This is a genomic window from Paenibacillus paludis, assembly GCF_042610515.1.
In the GTDB taxonomy this organism is placed as follows: domain Bacteria; phylum Bacillota; class Bacilli; order Paenibacillales; family Paenibacillaceae; genus Paenibacillus_AQ.
This window is the reverse complement of the sequence record NZ_JBGJZP010000005.1, coordinates 1-20,164: the sequence shown is the minus strand read 5'-3', so window position 1 is coordinate 20,164 and position 20,164 is coordinate 1. Positions and strand designations below refer to the sequence as shown.

Here is a 20,164-nt window from a genome sequence, read left to right as displayed (position 1 = left end):
GTGGCTTCGATGGAGTCAGCAGAGTGGAATGAAGATAATAATTATTTGTCCATCGCAACGGCCGGTTCGCCGCAGGAGCTTAAAGCAAGGCGCACGGCCTGTCAAACCGTACTTCTGGCACAGTTAAACGTTGTTCCAATCGAGGAATGGATGACCCGTGTCAATGCAATGCATGACAGTATTGCGAAGGCGGCAGTAATCATATGTGAGGCGCAGATGAAAGAGGCGGGCTACGGCCCGCCTCCCTGCGCCTATTCCTTTATTGTGTTTGGCAGCGCAGGCAGGCAGGAAGCTACGCTCTGGAGTGATCAGGATAACGGCCTGATTGTGGAAGGGGAACCGGATGGGCTCAAGAAGAGTTATTTCCGGGCCTTTGGTGCGATGTTGTCGGATTTATTTGAACAAGTGGGTTATGAGAAATGCAGCGGCAAGGTGATGTGCTCCGAGCCGCTCTGGTGCAAGACACTGACGGAATGGAAAGAACAGCTGCAGAGCTGGATGCACCAGCTGGAATGGGAGCCGATCCGTTATCTGATTATTTCCTCTGATATGCGCCATGTAGCCGGGAACGCGGAGTTATCCGCGGAGTGGCGGGAGGCTTTTCATGCCGGATTTATCGGCAACGAGAAGCTGTCCGCGGCGGTATTGCGCAATACAGTCCGCCACAAGGCGACACTAAATCTTCTTGGACAGGTACTGACGGAACGGTTCGGCGATTATGCCGGGGGATTTGATGTCAAATATGGTGTTTATATTCCGCTCGTGAATATTGTTAGACATTTGTCTTTATTTGAGGGAGTCTGGGACAGCTCCACGCTGAAGAGGCTGGAAGTATTGGGGTCGCTTGACAAGTACCAGCACCTTGAAGATATCCGCCGGGCATTTTTGACCGCACTGCGGATGCGTGCGAACACTCCCTACAGTGTAAACGACGGTTTGTTGTCCAGCAGTGATTATATTGCTGAAAGTGATCTGAAGAATAAGCAGCTCATGTCCGAGCTGCGGGAAAGTTTGCTGCTCGTCAGGCGCCTGCACAGGGCACTGCAGCGCCAGCTCCGGTCAGCGGAAAGGAGACAGTCATGAAGGAGCCGAACAAAGGCGGCGGATTCTGGAACAACCTGAGACAAGGCGGAATGCCATCCGCCATCGCGTCGATGAGAGGCGGGGAATCGGCACAGCAAACGGCGCAGCAAATGGCCTTTATCCGTTCCCTGATGCGCGAGAAACGGCGTCCTGAAGTGCTGCATACCCCTCTCGCTGAACTTGAGACCGTTATTTTTGACCTGGAAACGACAGGCTTCTCCCACCAGCATGGGGATGAGATTATGTCGTTTGGTGCGATTCGTGTAGTAGGGGAAGAAATAAAAGAAGATGAATGCTTTTATACACTGGTAAACTGCCAGACGGCGATACCGGATAATATCACCAAGCTTACAGGAATTTCCAAAGAGATGACATCCGCTGCACCTTCGTTAATGGACGGGCTGCATAATTTCATGTCCTTTGTGGGCCAGCGGGTGCTGGTGGCGCACGGAAGTGCACATGACAAGTCTTTTCTGAATGCTGCATTATGGAAAACCTCCAAAGTGCAGCTTACCCACAGAGTGCTGGATACGATGATGCTGGCCCGCTGGCTTGAGCCGCACCGCAGCAATTATACGCTGGATGAACTTCTTGCCGTACACGAAATTCCGATCCAAGGGCGGCATCATGCGCTGGAGGATGCCAAAATGACTGCGCGGTTATGGGTGTCTTATCTGAATGAGATCTCCCAGAAGCGGCAGGTTGATACCTTGGGAGATCTTTATGCTTATTTAAGCAGAGCATAGAGCGGAGCATGCAGCAGCCTGTAACCGGTTGTTCCACTTGAATCAGGCAGCCGGTCGATATGAAAGCCCCTCAACGTTATTTCCCCATTATTGTCCGTACCGGGAGAACCGATCAGGTATACCTTGAATTCGGGACCCAGTGCGCTTAGTCCCTTAATGTCGGAGGGAGAAGGCCAGGGGGCAGAATGGGGATGGGAGTGGAACAAACCGACAGGGGCGGGGTCGTTATAGAGTGCCTTTACCCATTCGCGGGGATCGGGAGCGAAGGCATGCAGCGGGTCAGGCGCTACGTTGCTCATGGGGACATAGTCCTTGATGTGCATGCCGCCCGCTGCGGCAGCACCCAGCAGTACGCCGCAAGCTTCATGCGGATAACAGGTCAGCAAATGCTTCCCCAGCATGAGCTGTACGGAGCTATCCAGTCTGATGGGCTGGGTTTTTCCCTGGTATGCTGTCATATATTCACCCCTCTCTCTTCATAGGATTTCGTCTCTGACGGAATCCTCTTTTTTTGGTACAGAAGAAGCTGATTTTACTTGGATGTAAAGGATGGTTTGAAACTGCACATATTGGGGGTACAATAGGAGCAAACCATCCCATTTGCAAAGGAACGGTCTTCCCATGAGTGCTGTGAATAAACGAAATGTAACTGTTGTGGCCTTGATTGTGATATTGGCCGTTCTCGTAATTGCGCATGAATTCAGGGCTGAGCCCGAGTCAGTACCAGTAGTGCAGCAATCAACCAAGCTGAAAAGCGGTGCAGGTGCTGGCTTGCTGGCTCCCCCCTTCACTTTGCAGGGAAACGACAGCACTGTTTATGACGTAGGAGGACCTCGGGAGAAGGCGCTGATGCTTAATTTCTGGGCTTCCTGGTGTGAACCATGTCAGCTGGAGGCTCCAGAGCTGAATGCAATGGCTGTTAAATATAAGAATGTTCTTGATATTTATGGAATCAATGTGACCAGCCAGGATTATAAGCCCAATGCCGAACGTTTCATCAAAAAATATATGCTGTCCTTTCCGGTCATGTTTGATCTAAAGGGCAAGGTGTTCGATAAATATAACGGTGCGGTGTTTCCTACCAATGTGTTGATTGACAAAAATGGGGTAATCTCCGAGATCATTCTCGGTGTCTTGACTCCCGAAGAGCTGGAGAAGAAAATCATCACACTAACCGGCTCTTAAAGAAACGGCAACTATTAAAGCCCCCCTGCGGAACGGGTGTTTTCCCGGCTGCAGGGGGGCTTTGTCAGAGGCATTTGTGAGGCCGAATCTTTAATGGTTGACTAAGCCTCTAGGCTCACTGCTGGACTTCTTGTCGTTTTCGCGTGAGATTTGTCCCAAAAGGGCATAGCGCATACTGTCGACCAATGCTTCCCAGCTGGCCTCAATGACATTGCTGGATACTCCAACCGTACTCCAGGTATTAGTATAATTTCTGGATTCGATCAGAACCCGTACCTTCGCAGCGGTCTGATCCTGTTCATCCAGCACGCGAACCTTATAGTCAGAGAGATGCATCTCATCCAATTGCGGGAAGTAGGGCAGCAGTGCCTTGCGCAGGGCGTTGTCCAGCGCGTTGACCGGGCCGTTGCCTTCTGCAGCGGTATACAGGTTCTCGCCGCCGGCCTTCAGCTTGACGAAGGCCTCGGAAACGACCGGACTGCCGGCTGTCTTCTCCACAAGCATTTTGAACGATTCAAAAGTGAACAGCTCGTTCATCTCGCCGGTGGCTTCACGCAGCAGCAGCTCTAGTGAGGCGTCGGCGCCTTCGAATTGGTATCCCTGATGCTCCAGGTTCTTGATCTTGTCAATCACCTTACGGGCCTGCTCGCTGCTTGGGTCAAGACTGAGGCCCATATCCTGGGCTTTAGACAGGACATTGCTCTGGCCGGCCAGCTCAGAGACCAGCACGCGCTGTTTGTTGCCCACCAGTTCAGGAGCAATATGCTCATAGGTACGCGAGTCGCGCATGATCGCAGAGACGTGAATGCCGCCTTTGTGGGCGAATGCGGCCGTTCCAACATAAGGCTGATTAACCGGCATATTCACATTGGCGACTTCGCTCACGAAGCGTGCGGTGTTGGTCAGCTGGGGGAGGGAATCCCCTGGAATACAGTGATACCCCATCTTAAGCTGCAGAGTGGGAATGATCGAGCACAGGTTGGCGTTGCCGCAGCGCTCACCATAACCATTGATTGTGCCTTGCACCTGCCGGGCACCTGCGCCAATGGCACTGAGCGTATTGGCGACCGCAAGCTCACAATCATTATGGGTATGGATACCCAATGAAGCGCCCGGAAGGGTCCCGGCCATACCGGATACAATGTCTTGAATCTCATTCGGGAGTGTGCCGCCGTTTGTATCGCACATGACCAGCCAGTCCGCACCGGCTTCCCGTGCTTTAGCCAGGACGGCAGCTGCATACTCCGGATTGTTCTTATAGCCGTCGAAGAAATGCTCAGCATCGAAGATCACTTCGAGGCCTTTGCGTTTCAGATAAGCGATGGAGTCGCCGATCATCGCCAGATTCTCTTCTAATGTAGTTTGTAGGGCAGTATGCACATGGAAATCCCACGATTTCCCGACCAGAGTAGCCGCCGGTACGCCGGCATCAATCATTCTTTGGAGATTGTCGTCGTTCTCGGCTACAGAGTTCTTGCGCCGGGTACTGCCGAATGCGGTGATTTTGGCATTTAAATGAAATTCCTTGACCCTTTTGAAAAATTCGATATCCTTATTGTTGCTTCCCGGGATGCCACCTTCAATGTAGTGCACACCCAGATCATCGAGTTTTCTGGCAATCTTCAGCTTATCATCCGCCGACAGGCTGATGCCTTCACCTTGGGTGCCGTCGCGTAGTGTCGTATCGAAGATGGAGATGGACTTAGACATGGGAGTCCTCCTAAAAGTTTTGTGAGAATGGCTTCCTGGATTTACTCCGTACAGAATTTACTTCGGAAGCATCCGCTTAAGGGAAATGAATTTTTATATTATAGCATTTTTACGCGGGAATGTAACAAAGAACTTTACAGCGTTTCTGCTTTTGTTGACCTTCCGGCAGTTGAAGAGGTATGCTAAATCCGACAATGGAAACCCTGAAGATAAGAAGGTAGATATTGTGCAGAACGTGGATCAGTATTACCCAACGAGCGGCAGGGTTATTCTGCATGTGGATATGAATGCTTTCTACTGCTCAGTGCATGAGGCGGAGGATCCGGAGCAATACAAAGGCAAACCGACGGCAGTTGCCGGAAGCGTGGAGCTGCGAAGAGGGATTATTGTCACCTGCTCCTATGCTGCACGCAGGCTGGGAATCTCAACAGGCATGCAGGTGCAGAAGGCACTCCGGATTTGTCCATCCTTAATTGTTATTCAACCGAACTTTCATCTATACCGTAAGTATTCGAATGCATTCATGCAGATTGCCTACAGCTATACTCCGCTGCTTGAAGCAGTCTCAATAGATGAATGTTATCTCGACATTACCGGCTCCAGACAGTTCGGTACTCCACTGGAGATTGCCGGGGCCATCCAGCGCAGGATCATGGAGGAGCTTGGACTGCCTTGCTCCATTGGGGTTGCCCCCAATAAGCTGCTGGCCAAAATTGCCTCGGATCTGAAAAAGCCCAACGGAATCTCCGTCCTCCGGCTGCGTGATGTCCCGGATATTTTGTGGAACAAGCCATGTAATGAAATGTTCGGCATCGGCGGAAAAACAGCCGAAAAGCTCCGGAAGCTTGGCATCTACAGCATCGGCCAGCTGGCTGCGGCCGATGAGAAGATGCTGGTGGATTATTTCGGGGTCATGGGCTCATGGCTGAAACGGGCGGGCAACGGTATTGACCACGGCATTGTGAATCCCGAGCGCGAACAGAGCAAGTCGATCGGGCATACGACAACCTTGCCGAGAGATGTAGTCGGTCTGGCAGAGGCCCGGCCGATTCTGCTGAATCTTAGCGACCAGGTTGCCCGGCGGCTGAGGAAGCAGGGCTTGGTGGCAGCAGGTGTGCAGCTCACGATCCGCACACCCGACATGAAGACCATTACCCGGTCGCGCCAGCTGGAGACTCCTTCGGAAAGCGCTGAAGACATCTATAAGACGGTGTGCGAGCAGTTTGCCAAGCACTGGAAGGGGGACAAGCCGGTGCGTCTGCTGGGTGTTACCCTGCAGGGACTGAGCCCCAAGGAGGACTCCGCTATCCAGCTGGATTTGTTCGATTATGAACGTCAGCCGAAGAAGGAGTCCCTGAACAAAACGATGGATATGCTGCGCAACAAATTCGGCGAGAATGCGGTGCTGACGGCCGGCATGCTCAGTGACAGCCACTCGGCCCGCCTCCGCAATCATAAGGAGCGCGGCACCTCACTGCAGAAGGACAATCTCGAAAGTGTTGATCCTGATAAAACATGAGAAAAGCCTTGCCTGGCACGGACATTCAAGCAATGGAATATGCGTCGAAAATGGAAACGAATTGAAAACTCATTGAAATTGTATTCTATTTATATTAATATGAGAAAAATAACAGGCTGCTACAGCAGGCTGTATTGTTTAACGGGAGGCAGAGAAAAAATGGCTAAATACACTTGGGTCGAAAAAGATACTTGCATCGCTTGTGGTGCTTGTGGCGCGACGGCCCCTGATATTTTTGATTATGATGATGAAGGTTTGGCAGAAGTGATCTACGAGAATGACAGCAATCGCGGGTGTACTGTAATTCCGGATGATTTGTTCGACGATTTGCAGGATTCTGCAGATGGATGCCCAACGGACTCCATTAAAATTGCGGATGCTCCTTTTAATAAAGAAGGTTAATCCAGAGGTTTTTCGTTGACTACAGGATATAAGGATCGCTCAGCGCGAACCTTATATTTACATAAAGACATCTCTTCGCCGGCGTAAATTCGGTTGGGGGATGTCTTTTTTTGATGGACTGACCGATATATATATAGAAAGAATCACAAACCCGCGGAGGCCCCGATGAAAAACTCGCAGCATCTTAAGGCGTATGTTCAGTTACATCCTGAAAACAAGATGGCATGGTACTTGCTTGGTAAGGAATACTATAAGAACGGCCAGCAAGGCAAAGCGAATTACTGCTTCAATCAGGCCGGTGAAGTATACGAAGCTTTCGAGCACAGCAAGGTGCCGGCCGAAATGCTGCGTGAATATGAAGACGGCCTGCTTCAGGCTGCCCGGCAGCGTCACCAGAACAAGCAGAGAATGCGCCGTGTTCTGCTAACACTAGTGCTGCTGCTGCTGGTGTTTCTGCCGGATGCAGCTGCGCCGGGTACCCTTCCCGGTCCCGGTGAAACGGACAACTCGGCTCCAGAGATTGCCGGCGGAGCTCCGGCAGATTTACCGGAGGAGCTTACGGCAACGGCGGTGCCTGAGACTGGAGTACAGCCGGCCCCGGATCCGGTAAAGCTGGCTTTTACGGCACAGCCGGGGGATGCTGCCGGACCTGGCAAGGCGCTGGCGGGCTTGCTGCAGAGCAGCCAGCCGACCGGCTCAACGGCGATCCTGCGAATGGAGCGCTCCGGCAAATGGCTTATATGGAAGAAGGAGCTGCCGCTCGAGGCAAGGCTGGAGAAGAGTGAGGAAGGTCGGATTGTATACCAATCCTACAATTCGGCGGTCTGTGCCTGCCAGCCCCCGGATTCAGCAGAGCTGAAGAAACAGGCGGCAGGATGGCAGGAGGACCAGGAGGAGCTGGCAGTGCTGTGGAGCGCCATGCGATCCTACAAGAGCAGCAAGGGCGTGCTGCCGAAATCCCTTGGGGAGCTGGAGGCGCCGTTTCCGGGAAATTGGCTGGGTGGAACGACTCCGCTGATGAAAGCGAAGTTTGCCTCGCTGCGTGCAGCAGCTTCCCCGGCAGTCCCGCAGGCCCCGGCGGCTACTGCCAAGCCGGATACTGCCACGGCAACGGGGATTCCTGCAGCTGGCCAGAACGGCAATTCTCCTGGAGCAAGCGGTGATGCGGCGGCGGAAATGCCCTTTTTTACAGGACCGCTGACTATTATTGTAGATAAACAAAAACACCGCCTGGCAGTGACCAGCGGCTCTATAATTCTGCGGAACTATGAGATTGGACTCGGCGGCGACAAAACACCTGAAGGGACTTTTACGATCACAGACAAGGTGGTCAATCCGAATGGCCATGACAACGGGGAATTCGGCAGCCGCGGGATGCAGCTCTCGGACAGCAACTATGCCATACACGGCACAAATGAGCCTGACAGCATAGGCAAAGATGAATCGCTGGGATGTATCCGGATGAACCGCAAAGATGTGGAGGAATTATTCGCTATGGTACCGATGGGAACGAAGGTTCAGATTACTAAAGGGGTTCTGCCTGAGGAGCTGCTGCTTCCGGAGGAAGCCTATCCCTCTGGAGCACCTCAAAATCAGACCAACCCCCACAAAGTCTACCACTGGCTGAATTAATTACCTGCTACAAGAAATAGAACAATAATAAGAAGAATCAGCAAGGCCAGACTTACACTAATCCACAGGATTGCTTTGCGGTTGACTTCTTCCTTCTTCTGCTGGAGTGTAGGAGGTTTGCGTTTAGTTGACATACTGGTCATCCTTCTTTCTCTCTTGATCGGTGATTACCCTTACATTGTAATGCGTTTGCAAGAAAAATACTATACTCTGCATTTCGCTCGCAGACATCACCTGGGCAAAAAACTTTTCTTTTCTTCCCGAAACGGATAAAATTAAGAAGAAACCTATAGAAACGGGGAGTCGCGGGACATCACGTATTATCCCTTGAAGGAGCGAGAACGGTGCTGTATCGAAATTTAGGTAAACCAATTTTCTTTAAAATGGACCCGGAGAAGGCACATCATCTCGTCATAGGCGGTTTGAACAAAGCGGCCTTGGTTCCGGGCGGCAGCGCGGCCATGCGCTTGATGTACGGCGTTCCAGAGACAGCCGATCTTGCGGTAGACCTGTTCGGTCTGCATTTCCCTACTCCGGTGGGTCTTGCAGCAGGACTGGATAAGAACGCTGAAGCGGTGGGCGGCTTCTCATCAATTGGCTTCGGATTTATGGAAGTGGGTACGGTTACGCCCAAGAGCCAGCCGGGCAATGACAGTCCGCGGTTATTCCGTCTTCTTCCGGACGAAGCGCTGATTAACCGGATGGGCTTCAATAATGAAGGCGCAGAGGCTATGGCCCAGCGGCTGAAGGTGCTGAAGAAACGCAGAATTCCTGTGGCGGTCAATATCGGGCGCAATAAAGTGACCCCAAATGAATCAGCACATGAGGACTACCGGCAGTGTATCCGTACGCTTTATCCGTACGGTGATTTTTTTGTGGTTAATATCAGCTCTCCGAATACACCGGATTTACGGAGTCTCCAGCATGGCAGTGAATTATCGAACCTGCTGGCCCAAGTGAAAGAAGAAATGGAACTCCAGCGTGAGAAAAGCGGTATGGCCAAAAGTCTGCTGGTCAAGATTGCTCCCGATGTCAGCGACACCGAGCTTGAATATATGGTACATACACTCTCGGAAGCCTGTGTGGACGGCGTGATCGCTACGAACACCACACTCAACCGTGAGGGGCTGAAGAGTGACAAAGCCGGAGAGACAGGGGGCCTCAGCGGCAAACCGCTGCGCGACCGTTCCACAGAGATTATTCGCAGCATTTATCGCCAGACCGGCGGCAAGCTGCCGATTATTGGTTCAGGCGGTATTTTTACCAGCCAGGATGCTTATGACAAAATCCGGGCGGGTGCCAGCCTGGTTGAAATTTATACAGCTCTCATCTATGAAGGACCGGAGGTTAACCGCAGATTGCATGCCGGACTTAGGCAGCTTCTGCGGCGGGACGGATTCCGTAATATCCTAGAAGCGGTGGGCGCTGATCATCACTGAAGGATGAATGGACAGGAGGACGAAGGCGATGGACGGCAGGGACTGGGGAACTTTTTTGCTTCCATATGAACAGACTGTGGAGGAACTTAAGGTTAAATTCAAGACGATGCGCTCGGAGCTCAAGAAGAGAGAGGAATATACGCCGATCGAGTTTGTAACCGGACGCGTGAAGCGGCTGTCCAGCATTCTGGAGAAGGCCAAGCGGCTGAATGTGAAGATGGAAGATCTGGAGACAGGCATTGAGGATATCGCCGGCATACGCATCATGTGCCAATTCGTTGAGGATATCCGCAGAGTGGCGGAGTATATCCGTGCCCGCAAGGATCTTGAAGTGCTTTACGAGAAGGACTACATCACCAATTACAAGGAAAGCGGCTACCGCAGCTTCCATATGATTATTAAATATCCTGTTCAGACGGCTCTGGGGCAAAAGATTGTGCTCGCCGAGATTCAAATCCGCACACTGGCGATGAATTTCTGGGCAACCATCGAGCATTCGCTGAACTATAAATACCGTGAAAGCCTGCCCGATGAAATGCGGGTGCGGCTCAAGACGGCGGCAGAGGCCGCTTCCATACTGGACAGTGAAATGTCCAGCATCCGTGAAGAAATTCTGGAGGCTCAAAAAACCTTCGAAGAAAATTCCAATATGACGACTCAATTGCTCAAGGCGATTCATCAATTGTATTTCTATCATCTGGTGAACGAGGCGATTGAAAGCCAGGAACGTTTCAATGTGATCTGGCAGGCGCAGGATATGGATGCGATGAAGGAATTGCTGGACCATGTGCGTGAGCTGCTCTCTAATGCGAAGAAGGACAGTCTGCCGGATGGTCTATGAACCGCTGTATCTGGCGTACCTGGTCTATTTCAATAGAGACAGAGATTATTTTGAATGTCATGAGGTGCTTGAAGAGCTGTGGCTGGCTAAAGACCGTGATCCGCTGTACAAAGCACTTCTTCAGGTAGCGGTCGGGTTGTATCATTTCCGCAACGGGAATGTGCGCGGCGGGAGGATTATGCTGGGCGGGGCACATAATGTGCTGCAGAAGTATCCGGATGAAACGCTGGGAATTCATCTCGCGAAGCTTGTACAGGAGACTGGTGAGTATGTCCGCAAGCTGGAAGGCTATGATGAACAGCCGTTTCCCTATTATGATCTGACCCTTGAAATTGCAGATCCCGGTCTGGAAGAGGCTGTAAAGATTGCAGCTGCCCGGATTACACCCAACTTGCCGCAGCGCAGGGGGCCCCAGCGGCCGGCTCACTCACCGCACCGCAAATGAAGCAATAAATACCAGCAAGACAACAAGGAGCACTCCACCGGGGTGTTCCTTGAATTATTCATTCCTACATTCAGAAACAACAAGCAGGAGGAAAGCAACATGGCGGCACAATTGCCCGGCACGTTCACGCAGCGGATGAAAGAACTGTTGGGAACGGAGTATGAACAATTTGCGGAGACCTACAAGGAAACTCCTTATGGCGGCATCCGCGCCAATACCTTGAAAATATCGGTGAAGGACCTGCTGGCGCTAGCACCTTTTGAGCTGGAGCCGATTCCCTGGTGTCCGACCGGATTCTATACCGGGGAAGGCGCCAGACCTGGCAAACATCCGTATTACCATGCCGGCCTATATTACATACAGGAGCCGAGTGCAATGGCTCCTGTAGAGCTGCTTGATGTGCAGCCGGGTGACCGGGTGCTGGATTTATGTGCCGCACCGGGCGGCAAATCTACGCAGATCGCCGCTAAGCTGCAAGGCGAAGGTCTTCTGGTCAGCAATGATCTTCATCCGGAGCGGACCAAGGCTTTGGCCAAAAATTTGGAGCTTTACGGTGTCCGCAATGGCATTGTACTGAATGAAAGCCCGGAACGGATCGCAGCAGCATTTCCCGGGTTCTTTGACCGGATTCTAATCGACGCGCCATGCTCCGGTGAAGGCATGTTCCGCAAGGATGAAGACATGGTGAAGCAGTGGGAGCCGGGAACGCCGGAGAAATATGCGGCGATGCAGCGGGACATTCTTGTCTCTGCCGCTGCGGCGCTGAAGCCCGGCGGGACATTGGTCTATTCGACCTGCACGTTTGCTGTAGAAGAGAATGAGGGGACGATAGCCGATTTTCTGGCCGCACATCCCCGGTTCTCACCGGTTCCGGCAGGAGGCACAGGCTCTTTCGCCCCGGGGTTCGGCGAATTGCCGGAGACGGCCCGGCTGTGGCCGCATAAGGTCAAGGGCGAGGGGCATTTCATGGCCGTGCTGCGCCATGATGGAAGCCTCGCTCCGGAAGAGGAAGACGGAGACCGGGACATTGCGCTTGGGATCGCTGCGCGGAACAAGTCAGGCAAAGCATCACCTTCAGCTAAAGCAGCTGGAGGCAAAACAGAAAGAGGACGCGGCGGCAAAGGCGGCCGTGCATTCGGCAAATCCGGCAACGGCTCCGGCAGAGAACAACAAAGCATAGGAGAAGAGACACGGCTTGCCGCCTATACCGATTTCTTTAAGGAGCAGCTCGGCTGGCAGCCTGCGGGATATCCCGTGTGGTTCGGCGAACATTTGTATATCTCGCCATTGCCGAAGGTAGCCTTGGATGGACTGAAGACGATCCGTCCAGGCTGGTATGTAGGTCATGTGCGCAGCGGCCGGTTTATTCCCGGGCATCCGCTCGCTACGGCCCTGCACCCGGAGGAGAGTTGCCGCAGTCTTTCCCTGTCCGGCAGCAGCGGTGAAGCGGTCTCCTATCTTAAAGGCGAAACATTATCCATTCCGGCAGAACGACTGTCTGTGAAGTCAGGCAGTGCACTCAAAGGGTATGTGCTGGTCTGTATCGACGGGTACAGCGCAGGCTGGGCGAAGTGGCAGGACGGAATGCTGAAGAATGAATATCCGGCTGGGTGGAGGTGGACATAAGGCATGGGGGCATCGGGAAATAATGCTAAGAAACAACGGATCGATAAAGTGCTGTCCCATATGGGCGCAGGTTCCCGCAGTGATATCCGCAAGCAGGCGAAGCAGGGGCTGATTACTGTTAATGGGATTGTGGTAAAGGACAGCGGGTTTCATGTTGACCCCTATCTTGACAGGGTAGAGCTCAATGGGGAGCCGATTCTGTACCGCGAGCATATCTATCTGATGATGAACAAGCCCCCAGGTGTCTTGTCTGCTACAGAAGACAAACGGGACCGGACTGTTCTTGATTTATTAAAGCCGGCGTATGCGCAGTTCGAGCCGTTTCCGGTCGGGAGACTGGACAAGGATACGGTTGGACTGCTGCTGCTTACCAATGACGGCAAGCTCGCCCATGAGCTGCTGTCCCCGCGAAAACATGTGCCGAAGACGTATGAGGCTATCGTGGAGGGCGAAGTAGACGCAACGGATGTGGCTGCATTTGCCGCAGGTGTGGAACTGGAAGATGGTTATGTTACTCTCCCGGCACAGCTGAGAATCCTTGGCAGAGAGCGCGGCAGCAAAATCACCTCACAAATCTCCCTAACCATTACCGAAGGGAAATTCCATCAGGTGAAGCGGATGTTTATTGCGGTTGGCAAAAAAGTGACGTTTCTGAAGCGGGTGTCTATGGGGGATTTGAAGCTGGACGAAAGCCTGCCATTGGGCGCTTGCCGGGAGTTGACGGCAGAAGAGCTGAGTCTGCTCGGTGCAGACGGCCGGGAAACATGAGAAATAGCCCCGCTGCTGATTTAATACCGGCTTAATTAAAGTACGTGTTTTAGTTGACGGGGGTTTTGTAAGCTTGCATATATAGATATAAAAGACAGACAAGGATGGTGGGGTATGAGATACAAACTGATTGCGCTGGATGTAGACGGAACACTGTTGAATGATGATCACCACTTAAGTGATGAGAACAAAGAGGCAATTGCTGAGGTTACGCGGCTGGGCGGCCAGATAGTATTATGCACAGGCCGCAGCCCGCAGAACTCGATTCCATTTATGGAAGAAATGGGCCTGTCGGGGTATGTGCTGGGACACAACGGAGCGGCGACTGTCCGAGTCAATGACCGCAAAGTGCTGCATCAATTTGGGCTGGATGCCCGTGGACTCGACCCTTACATTGATTATTGCCGGCAGCATGATATCCATTTCGATGTTAATACCGCTTTTGATATGTACGTCGATAATGTGGAGAATCTGACCCAAGAGGCTAATTTTATGTACGAGCACTTCCGGATTATGCCTGCTTCACTGCCGGCCTGGGATGATTTCCGTGAACCGATTGTAAAATTCACGGTTTTCACCCAGTCGGACATTCTGGATGAAGCACAGCGTGAATGGGGCACTTGGACGCAGCAGTACAACATTTTGCGCAGCGGCGAATTTTTTGTAGACTTCATGCATCCCGAGGCTTCCAAGGGGAATGCGCTGAAGAATCTGGCTGTGCAGCTTGGGATTCCTCAGGAGGAAGTCTTATCAATCGGGAATTATTATAATGATATTTCGATGCTTACCTACGCCGGACTGGGTGTTGCGATGGAGAATTCACCACTCGAGGTCAAAGCAGCGGCAAACGCGGTTACTGGAACCAACAACGACAGCGGGGTCCGCGACGCGCTGGTGAAGTACTGCCTATCGTAATGCTTGAGAAAGTATGAAGTAAGAATAGTGTGAAGTGAGAATATAAATGTGAAAGCATAGACTGGTGCCCTGAGGCGCTGGTTTATGCTTTTTTTCTGCTTATTTGATCTGCTTTATCAATCTGCGATCACTGATAAAACATTGCTAGATATAAACAGCAGTGCACTAGAAATGCAAAAAAGCGGCTGCACCGCCCCTTAAAGGGACGGCGGGCCGCTTGGTGCCACCGTGCGTTGCTGCTTGAGCGGAATTAGACAAACAACGAACGGGAAATGATGACAAGTAAAATAAAGAGCACCAAAATCGCACCGGTCGATGTAAAGCCTGGATGTGCACCCATGTCTGATTCCTCCCTTAATTCATGTCTAGTTCCCATGCCGCGCTGTTATGCTATGGCGTCTTTGGGATAATGTCATCATATGCCGGGGGAGGCATCACGAACTGGTCAGTTGCCTATTGCTCGTCAATATGGGCTTTTAGGATCCTCAGCCCTTTGGGCAGGTGATTCTTCAGTTGACCGGAGCTGGCTTTGCCCCAGCCAACGGGAAGTCCGTCAACCGTGACCAGTGTCCAGCCGTGCAGCTCAGCCGGAACCGGCAGGCTCTCTCCGCGCAGCCAGACCTGAATTTCATGACTATCGGCCGCAAGGTCCCAGCTACGGGCAGCTTGACTGGGCTGAAGAGACATTGCCAGGGCATGGGCCGGTTCGATCCGGTTTTTCTTCAGATGGGCCACATGCAGCCCGGCCCGCGGGATTTTGAGGCCTTCGAGCAGACCGGCATGCAGGCTATCGTTAAATGTCTCCGGGAGCAGGTACAAGGATTCTCCAAAGAGCAGAGGTACACCCTGGCCGGTGAATCCTGGCAGATGCTCCGCTGCCCAGCCCAGAAACTGCTGGTAAGCATCGCGCACGGAAGAGGTTGTTCGCGGGCTGTTTTTGCCCCGTCCGCTGCCCCGTTTGCTGCGGCTATTCGCAGTTTCTTCTGCAGGTGCCTTGCGCAGCAGGGCGACGAAATGTCCTTCGCCTTTCTCCAGATGCGGCCAGAGGCGTTTCCCGGCAATCAGCTCCATATCGGGATAGTGCTCTATAAACCGGGCGATGGTATCTTCATTCTCGCTGCGGTTGAAGGTACAGGTCGAATACGCCAGGCTGCCGCCCGGTTTCAGCATGATATAGGCATCCTGCAATATATCCCATTGTCTTGCCGCACACATCTCGACATGGCCCGGAGACCATTCGCTTACAGCAGCGGGATCTTTGCGGAACATGCCTTCACCAGAACAGGGGGCATCCAGCATAATCCGGTCGAAGACCTGCGGGAAACGCCGTGACAGCTCCCCTGGAGCTGCACTGGTCACCAGTGCGTGGGAGATGCCGTGGCGTTCGACGTTTTCGGCTAGAATTTTGGCCCGCTCGGGATGGATCTCATTGGACACAAGCAGACCTTGTCCCTGCATTAGAGAGGCGATATGTGTTGTCTTTCCGCCGGGAGCGGCGGCAAGATCCAGCACCGTCTCACCGGGAAGCGGCCCCAGCAGCTCGGCCGCGGACATTGCCGAGGGCTCCTGAATATAATATAGTCCGGCGGTGTGGTAGGGATGCCGTCCGGGCCGGGCCGGATGTTCGTAGTAATACCCTGAGGGGCACCAAGGTACCGGTGTAAGGCCGAATAGTGAAACCGCATGTTCGGCAGCGCGGATGCCGGTTCCAAGCTGGCTTTTTAAAGTGTTGAATCGCAGACCCTGGGTCCGCAGCAAAGTATAGCTTTGCAGAAAAGCGTCCGCCTCCTGCCCCAGCATTTCTCTCATGGCAGTGGTATAAGCGGCGGGCAGCTGTTCTTCCGTCATCATTCATTCTCCTCTTGTCAAAATCAATTCAGGCTCAAGCGTTCTTCTTGGTTGCTGTTTCAGGTGGATACCGATAAAATCAAGGTAGGGGACCTTAGCGTACCAGTAATTGTACATATTTATTACTATATCATAATTGCCGGGTCTCACCGTAATCAGGGCAATTGTAAAGGGGATGTACCAGATGAACTTGCTGCAAGCGCTATTCTTTCCGCCGGAACAGCCCGGTGGTGTTTCTTCAATGATTCCTTATCTCCAGGAACGTTTCCGTTCCAGCCGCTGGGATATGGATCTCTTCTGGTTGCCCAAACGGATTCGCGGCAAGGGGCGCGAAGAGATTGTATTTGAGACCTTTGATTGGACTAAGTATGGCGAAAGTCCGGTTGTACAAAAATATATTCAGACCTACCGCGATTATATATGGTGGACTAAGCTCCGGATGAGTAAAAAGTATGATCTGATCCATGCCCATCATCCGATTGCCGGTCTGGCGATGAAAAAGATCTATCCGGAAATCCCGCTGATCCAGACCCTGCATTCCAGCTATGAACGTGAGCTGATTCTGAATGGAATCATTGAAGAAGGCGGTCCGGAGCATCAATTTCTTGTCTCGGTATACCGTGAGCTGGAGCATGTCAGTGACCGCCTGATGACGGTTTCACGCTCTTTTGCCGATTATTTAGCGCCATATATTGACCAGCCCTCGAGCGTTGGCGTCATTCCAAACGGCTTCGATGAGAAAAGATTCAAGCCTGTTCCGCATGACAACAGCATCCCGCAATTGGTGACCGTAACCCGGCTTGTGCCGGCCAAAGGGATAGATACGTTGTTTAAAGCTTGTGCCGAGCTGAACAAACGGGGCCATGAATATGTGCTGCACATCATTGGGGATGGTCCCAGCCGCGGTGAGCTGGAGTCATTAGCCCAGAATCTGGGCATTTATAATGAGACGATTTTTTACGGATACACTTTACACCCGGAAGAATTCATGCCTTTCTTTGATATTTTTGTACTCCCTTCACGCGCGGAGGCCTTTGGCTCGGTGTTTGCGGAGGCGGCGCTCAGCTGTCTGGCTCTTGTCGGCACGAATGTGGGAGGGATTCCGGAACAAATTGAGGACGGGGTGAACGGACTTCTGGTCAATCCTGACGATGAGGTGGCATTGGCGGATGCGCTGGAAAAAGTAATCAGCGATCCGGGTTACCGCTATGAGCTGTCCCGTTCGGCTTGGGATAAAGCAAAAAGCCTGTATTCGCTGACCCGGGTGGCCAATGAGCTCAAAAAAACCTATCTGCAATATCAGCCGGGAACGAAAGGGTGAGCAGATGATTCCTTTTCGTTTCCTGCATGCCGCGGATCTGCACCTAGACAGCCGTTTTGCCGGATTGGCGCAGCTTCCGCAGGCTATACGCTCCTATTTACGGGAGTCCACCTTCGCCGCCCTCGGGCGGCTTGTTAACGTAGCCGTTCATGAAGAAGTTGATTTTGTGGTCATCAGCGGGGATGTGTACGATGTCTCCGATGCTTCGCTGCAGGGACAGCTGCGGTTTCAGGAAGCGCTGCAGGAATTGGGAAGGCATGGCATCCAGGTCTTTCTGATTCATGGCAACCATGATCCGCTCGACGGGCCGCGTCTGGCAACAGAACCGCCGGAGCATGTTACTGTATTCAGTTCCGGAGAGCCGGGACAGGCCATCGCCCGCCGCCGGAGCGACGGGAAGGAGGCTGCTGTGGTCAGCGGAATTTCCTATCCAACAGCAAAGGTAACGGAGAATACTGCCTTGAAATTTAGCCGCAGGACCGGAAGCAGCCTGTTTCATATTGCGCTGCTGCATGGCAACGTGGATGGGGATCTTCAGCACGAAACCTATTCCCCCTGCACCCGCAAGGATTTGATCAGCCGGGGATTCGACTATTGGGCGCTGGGACATATACATAAACGCAGTATTCTGCATGAGCGCCCGTCTATTGTGTATCCGGGCAATATCCAGGGCCGCAGCATTAAAGAGACCGGACCCAAAGGTTGTTATGTGGTGGATGTGGATGAAGCAGGAGCTGCATCGCTCCAGTTTCATGAACTGGATTCCGTCCGCTGGCAGGTGCGGGAGATTTTCATTGAAGGATTGGCGGATGAGGTGAAATGGATTGAAGCTGTCGAGCAGGCAGTTGAGGAAATCAGGAATGAACTTCCGCAAATGATGTCGGTTGTGCGGTTTCGGCTTACGGGCAGGGGAGGCGTGCACAGGATACTGGCAGAAAAGGGTGCAGCGGATGATTTGCTCTCTGAGCTGCAGCGGCGTGAGGCGAAACGTGCGGAGCGGAAAGAATATGCCGGTCTCGTGTGGACAGAGGGTTTCTCGGTGGAAACGGGCCTAGCGATAGACCGGGAACGGCTGCAGCAGGAGGACAGCTTCCTGGGTGAAATGCTGCGGCTGTCGGGGCGCAGCGGGGAGACGACAGAAGGACTGGATGAACTAATCGGAAGTGCATTGAAGCCGCTCATGGAGAACCAGGAGCTCCGCAGACTGCTGTCCTCGGCAGATGAAGAGGAGAAACGGGGCTGGCTGAAAAGCGCGTCAGAGCTGGGGATTACACTGCTTAGCGGGGTGGAAGAGACCGCTGAGGGGGAGAAAGCAGACATCAGACTGCCAGGTGCAACGGATACAGCCAGCGAAGGGACCGGGCAGGAGCGGGGGAGTACAGGATGAAGATACAGCATGTGCAGATCGGAGGCTTCGGGCGTCTGCATAACCGGGAACTGGAGCTGCAGGAGGGCGTAACTGTTCTGTTTGGACGTAATGAGGCTGGTAAAAGTACTACGATGCAGTTCATCCGGGCGATGCTTTTTGGGATCCCGACCAGGGTGAATCTGGCGGAAAGATATGAGCCCGCACAGGGTGGTCTGCATGGCGGCATGCTGACGGCGAATGACGAGCAGGGAGGTCTATGGAGAATCCGCCGTTATGCCGCAGGTGGAGAGACGGCGGGACGCAGCGAAAAGCTGAACATTACCGTCAGCTATCCGGATGGACGGTCCGAGGAAGTGGGGCAGGCGGAAATGGAGCGCCGTCTGCTCGGCGGCATTTCCAGAAGCATGTTCCGGCAGCTGTTTGCCGTGTCGCTGGACGAGCTTCAGGAGCTTGGGGCACTGCAGTCCGAGGAGATGAGCAGCTATCTGTTCCATGCCGGGATGGGCGGTGGCGGCGAAATTATGCGGGCCGAACGGCGGTTGATCCAGGAAGCCGAGAAGCTGTATAAGCCGCGCGGCAAAGTGCAGGATGCGGCCAAAATCCTGCAAAGCATCGACAAGCTGGAACGTGAAATGGCTGAGAGCCGTTCTTATCTTCCCCGGTATAATGAGAATACTGCTGCTTTGGAAAATGCACAGCTGGAGCTGGCGAGGCTGGAAAAGTTGCGGACTTCCACCGGGGAGATGCTGGTCAAACTTCGGAAGGTGCAGGACATCCGCGAGTTGTGGCTGAAGTGGCGGGAAGCGGGGCTGGAGCTGGCAGAGCTGCCGGTGATTGAGGTCTTTCCGGAGAACGGTGCAGTTCGCTGGCAGTCCCTTGAAGGGGAGATCCGCAGCAGCGAAGCAGCGGTATTCCGCATGGAGCGTGTGGAGCAGGAACTTATCGCTGAGCTTGCCCAGCATCCGCCGGATCTGTTGCTGATTGCTCAAGGACCGGCACTTGAGCGTCTGGACCGCCGGCGTTCCAGTTATGAGGACCGGAGGGCGGAACGGCAGCGTCTCACGGGCGAGCTTGCTGCGCTGCATGAGCATCTGGAGCGCATCCTGCGCGGGATTGGCGCAGGCTGGAGCCTAGCCGAGCTGGCGGACTTCTCCGGTGCGGCGGCGGATCGTGAAGCCGCACGGCGCTTCGCGGCATCCTTCGCCGGGTATGACCGGCGAATGGAAGCGCGTGAGGCGGAGCGGCAGAGCCTCCGCTCCCGTCTCGCCGCCGCGGGCGCTGCGCTGCAGGCGGCGGAACGTTCGCTTGCGCGCGA

20 protein-coding genes are annotated in these 20,164 nt (G+C 53.3%); 15 read left to right on the top strand and 5 right to left on the bottom strand.

The features are described from left to right. Positions 1 to 9: 9 nt before the first annotated feature. Positions 10 to 1,083, top strand: coding sequence for a DUF294 nucleotidyltransferase-like domain-containing protein (locus ACAN56_RS10915; protein ID WP_379143219.1), 1,074 nt, complete (start codon positions 10 to 12; stop codon positions 1,081 to 1,083). Then, positions 1,080 to 1,829 (top strand): exonuclease domain-containing protein, encoded by a 750-nt coding sequence (locus ACAN56_RS10910; protein ID WP_038589680.1) that lies wholly within the window; start codon positions 1,080 to 1,082, stop codon positions 1,827 to 1,829. Before ACAN56_RS10915 ends, ACAN56_RS10910 begins: the two co-directional genes overlap by 4 nt. On the opposite strand, the gene ACAN56_RS10905 is transcribed toward ACAN56_RS10910, so the two are convergent. Beyond that, the gene (locus ACAN56_RS10905; RefSeq protein WP_379142699.1) at positions 1,811 to 2,287 is read right to left on the bottom strand and encodes a M67 family metallopeptidase; all 477 of its coding nucleotides are present in this window, start codon (positions 2,285 to 2,287) and stop codon (positions 1,811 to 1,813) included. The genes ACAN56_RS10910 and ACAN56_RS10905 overlap by 19 nt on opposite strands. A gap of 163 nt (positions 2,288 to 2,450) precedes the next feature. On the opposite strand from ACAN56_RS10905, the gene ACAN56_RS10900 reads away from it, so the two are divergent. Then, positions 2,451 to 3,014 carry a TlpA family protein disulfide reductase gene (locus ACAN56_RS10900; protein WP_379142696.1) on the top strand — a complete coding sequence of 188 codons (564 nt, stop codon included), beginning with the start codon at positions 2,451 to 2,453 and terminating at the stop codon, positions 3,012 to 3,014. Positions 3,015 to 3,104: 90 nt separating this feature from the next. On the opposite strand, the gene cimA is transcribed toward ACAN56_RS10900, so the two are convergent. Next, on the bottom strand, positions 3,105 to 4,724 hold the full coding sequence (gene cimA, locus ACAN56_RS10895; RefSeq protein WP_342439557.1) for a citramalate synthase: 1,620 nt from the start codon (positions 4,722 to 4,724) through the stop codon (positions 3,105 to 3,107). A 226-nt stretch (positions 4,725 to 4,950) separates the two neighbouring features. Here cimA and ACAN56_RS10890 point away from each other — a divergent pair, with 226 nt between their 5' ends. The 3 genes from ACAN56_RS10890 to ACAN56_RS10880 all read left to right on the top strand — a co-directional run bounded on the left by ACAN56_RS10890 (position 4,951) and on the right by ACAN56_RS10880 (position 8,277). Continuing rightward, entirely contained in the window at positions 4,951 to 6,243 is a 1,293-nt protein-coding gene (locus tag ACAN56_RS10890) for a DNA polymerase IV (protein WP_038599352.1), read from the top strand. Between the two features lie 159 nt (positions 6,244 to 6,402). After that, the gene (locus tag ACAN56_RS10885) at positions 6,403 to 6,645 is read left to right on the top strand and encodes a ferredoxin (RefSeq protein WP_076112325.1); all 243 of its coding nucleotides are present in this window, start codon (positions 6,403 to 6,405) and stop codon (positions 6,643 to 6,645) included. 165 nt (positions 6,646 to 6,810) lie between these two features. Continuing rightward, positions 6,811 to 8,277, top strand: coding sequence for a L,D-transpeptidase (locus ACAN56_RS10880; RefSeq protein WP_379142690.1), 1,467 nt, complete (start codon positions 6,811 to 6,813; stop codon positions 8,275 to 8,277). Here the strand turns inward: ACAN56_RS10880 and ACAN56_RS10875 are convergent. Continuing rightward, complete coding sequence (locus ACAN56_RS10875; RefSeq protein WP_179091796.1) at positions 8,274 to 8,411, bottom strand: hypothetical protein; 138 nt, start codon at positions 8,409 to 8,411, stop codon at positions 8,274 to 8,276. The two genes, ACAN56_RS10880 and ACAN56_RS10875, sit on opposite strands and share 4 nt — an antisense overlap. Before the next feature lie 210 nt (positions 8,412 to 8,621). Between ACAN56_RS10875 and ACAN56_RS10870 the strand changes: the two genes are divergently transcribed. The 6 genes from ACAN56_RS10870 (at position 8,622) to ACAN56_RS10845 (ending at position 14,311) form a co-directional block, all read left to right on the top strand. Then, complete coding sequence (locus ACAN56_RS10870) at positions 8,622 to 9,716, top strand: quinone-dependent dihydroorotate dehydrogenase (protein WP_379142687.1); 1,095 nt, start codon at positions 8,622 to 8,624, stop codon at positions 9,714 to 9,716. 28 nt (positions 9,717 to 9,744) lie between these two features. Continuing rightward, the gene (gene yjbM, locus ACAN56_RS10865) at positions 9,745 to 10,557 is read left to right on the top strand and encodes a GTP diphosphokinase (protein WP_038589698.1); all 813 of its coding nucleotides are present in this window, start codon (positions 9,745 to 9,747) and stop codon (positions 10,555 to 10,557) included. Continuing rightward, on the top strand, positions 10,547 to 11,002 hold the full coding sequence (locus tag ACAN56_RS10860) for a DUF309 domain-containing protein (RefSeq protein ID WP_379143217.1): 456 nt from the start codon (positions 10,547 to 10,549) through the stop codon (positions 11,000 to 11,002). Before yjbM ends, ACAN56_RS10860 begins: the two co-directional genes overlap by 11 nt. 99 nt (positions 11,003 to 11,101) lie before the next feature. Beyond that, a complete protein-coding gene (locus ACAN56_RS10855; RefSeq protein ID WP_379142684.1) occupies positions 11,102 to 12,628 on the top strand; it encodes an RsmB/NOP family class I SAM-dependent RNA methyltransferase in 1,527 nt (508 codons plus the stop codon). Positions 12,629 to 12,631: 3 nt separating this feature from the next. Continuing rightward, the gene (locus tag ACAN56_RS10850) at positions 12,632 to 13,396 is read left to right on the top strand and encodes a pseudouridine synthase (RefSeq protein ID WP_038589700.1); all 765 of its coding nucleotides are present in this window, start codon (positions 12,632 to 12,634) and stop codon (positions 13,394 to 13,396) included. A gap of 114 nt (positions 13,397 to 13,510) precedes the next feature. Further along, the gene (locus ACAN56_RS10845) at positions 13,511 to 14,311 is read left to right on the top strand and encodes a Cof-type HAD-IIB family hydrolase (protein WP_038589701.1); all 801 of its coding nucleotides are present in this window, start codon (positions 13,511 to 13,513) and stop codon (positions 14,309 to 14,311) included. Between the two features lie 250 nt (positions 14,312 to 14,561). Here ACAN56_RS10845 and ACAN56_RS10840 read toward each other — a convergent pair whose 3' ends face one another. Then, positions 14,562 to 14,651, bottom strand: a complete 90-nt coding sequence (locus ACAN56_RS10840) for a YjcZ family sporulation protein (RefSeq protein WP_218642532.1) — start codon at positions 14,649 to 14,651, stop codon at positions 14,562 to 14,564. 113 nt (positions 14,652 to 14,764) lie between these two features. Then, positions 14,765 to 16,159, bottom strand: a complete 1,395-nt coding sequence (locus ACAN56_RS10835; protein WP_379143215.1) for an RsmF rRNA methyltransferase first C-terminal domain-containing protein — start codon at positions 16,157 to 16,159, stop codon at positions 14,765 to 14,767. Positions 16,160 to 16,343: 184 nt separating this feature from the next. Here ACAN56_RS10835 and ACAN56_RS10830 point away from each other — a divergent pair, with 184 nt between their 5' ends. The 3 genes from ACAN56_RS10830 to ACAN56_RS10820 form a co-directional block, all read left to right on the top strand. Further along, positions 16,344 to 17,480 (top strand): glycosyltransferase family 4 protein, encoded by a 1,137-nt coding sequence (locus ACAN56_RS10830; protein ID WP_038589703.1) that lies wholly within the window; start codon positions 16,344 to 16,346, stop codon positions 17,478 to 17,480. Beyond that, a complete protein-coding gene (locus ACAN56_RS10825; protein WP_379142679.1) occupies positions 17,431 to 18,867 on the top strand; it encodes a metallophosphoesterase family protein in 1,437 nt (478 codons plus the stop codon). The genes ACAN56_RS10830 and ACAN56_RS10825 overlap by 50 nt, the downstream gene beginning before the upstream one ends. After that, a partial coding sequence (locus ACAN56_RS10820; protein ID WP_379142676.1) for an AAA family ATPase occupies positions 18,864 to 20,164 on the top strand: 1,301 nt, incomplete at its 3' end. The genes ACAN56_RS10825 and ACAN56_RS10820, both read left to right, overlap by 4 nt.

Excerpts from the sequence above, each read along its gene's own strand:
- ACAN56_RS10855 (WP_379142684.1), top strand. The coding sequence starts at position 11,102 with ATGGCGGCACAATTGCCCGGCACGTTCACGCAGCGGATGAAAGAACTG.
- ACAN56_RS10830 (WP_038589703.1), top strand. The coding sequence starts at position 16,344 with ATGAACTTGCTGCAAGCGCTATTCTTTCCGCCGGAACAGCCCGGTGGT.
- ACAN56_RS10885 (WP_076112325.1), top strand. The coding sequence starts at position 6,403 with ATGGCTAAATACACTTGGGTCGAAAAAGATACTTGCATCGCTTGTGGT.
- ACAN56_RS10880 (WP_379142690.1), top strand. The coding sequence starts at position 6,811 with ATGAAAAACTCGCAGCATCTTAAGGCGTATGTTCAGTTACATCCTGAA.
- ACAN56_RS10840 (WP_218642532.1), bottom strand. The coding sequence starts at position 14,651 with ATGGGTGCACATCCAGGCTTTACATCGACCGGTGCGATTTTGGTGCTC.
- cimA (WP_342439557.1), bottom strand. The coding sequence starts at position 4,724 with ATGTCTAAGTCCATCTCCATCTTCGATACGACACTACGCGACGGCACC.
- ACAN56_RS10835 (WP_379143215.1), bottom strand. The coding sequence starts at position 16,159 with ATGACGGAAGAACAGCTGCCCGCCGCTTATACCACTGCCATGAGAGAA.
- yjbM (WP_038589698.1), top strand. The coding sequence starts at position 9,745 with ATGGACGGCAGGGACTGGGGAACTTTTTTGCTTCCATATGAACAGACT.
- ACAN56_RS10845 (WP_038589701.1), top strand. The coding sequence starts at position 13,511 with ATGAGATACAAACTGATTGCGCTGGATGTAGACGGAACACTGTTGAAT.
- ACAN56_RS10905 (WP_379142699.1), bottom strand. The coding sequence starts at position 2,287 with ATGACAGCATACCAGGGAAAAACCCAGCCCATCAGACTGGATAGCTCC.
- ACAN56_RS10915 (WP_379143219.1), top strand. The coding sequence starts at position 10 with ATGGAGTCAGCAGAGTGGAATGAAGATAATAATTATTTGTCCATCGCA.
- ACAN56_RS10875 (WP_179091796.1), bottom strand. The coding sequence starts at position 8,411 with ATGTCAACTAAACGCAAACCTCCTACACTCCAGCAGAAGAAGGAAGAA.
- ACAN56_RS10825 (WP_379142679.1), top strand. The coding sequence starts at position 17,431 with ATGAGCTCAAAAAAACCTATCTGCAATATCAGCCGGGAACGAAAGGGT.
- ACAN56_RS10910 (WP_038589680.1), top strand. The coding sequence starts at position 1,080 with ATGAAGGAGCCGAACAAAGGCGGCGGATTCTGGAACAACCTGAGACAA.
- ACAN56_RS10850 (WP_038589700.1), top strand. The coding sequence starts at position 12,632 with ATGGGGGCATCGGGAAATAATGCTAAGAAACAACGGATCGATAAAGTG.
- ACAN56_RS10900 (WP_379142696.1), top strand. The coding sequence starts at position 2,451 with ATGAGTGCTGTGAATAAACGAAATGTAACTGTTGTGGCCTTGATTGTG.
- ACAN56_RS10860 (WP_379143217.1), top strand. The coding sequence starts at position 10,547 with ATGGTCTATGAACCGCTGTATCTGGCGTACCTGGTCTATTTCAATAGA.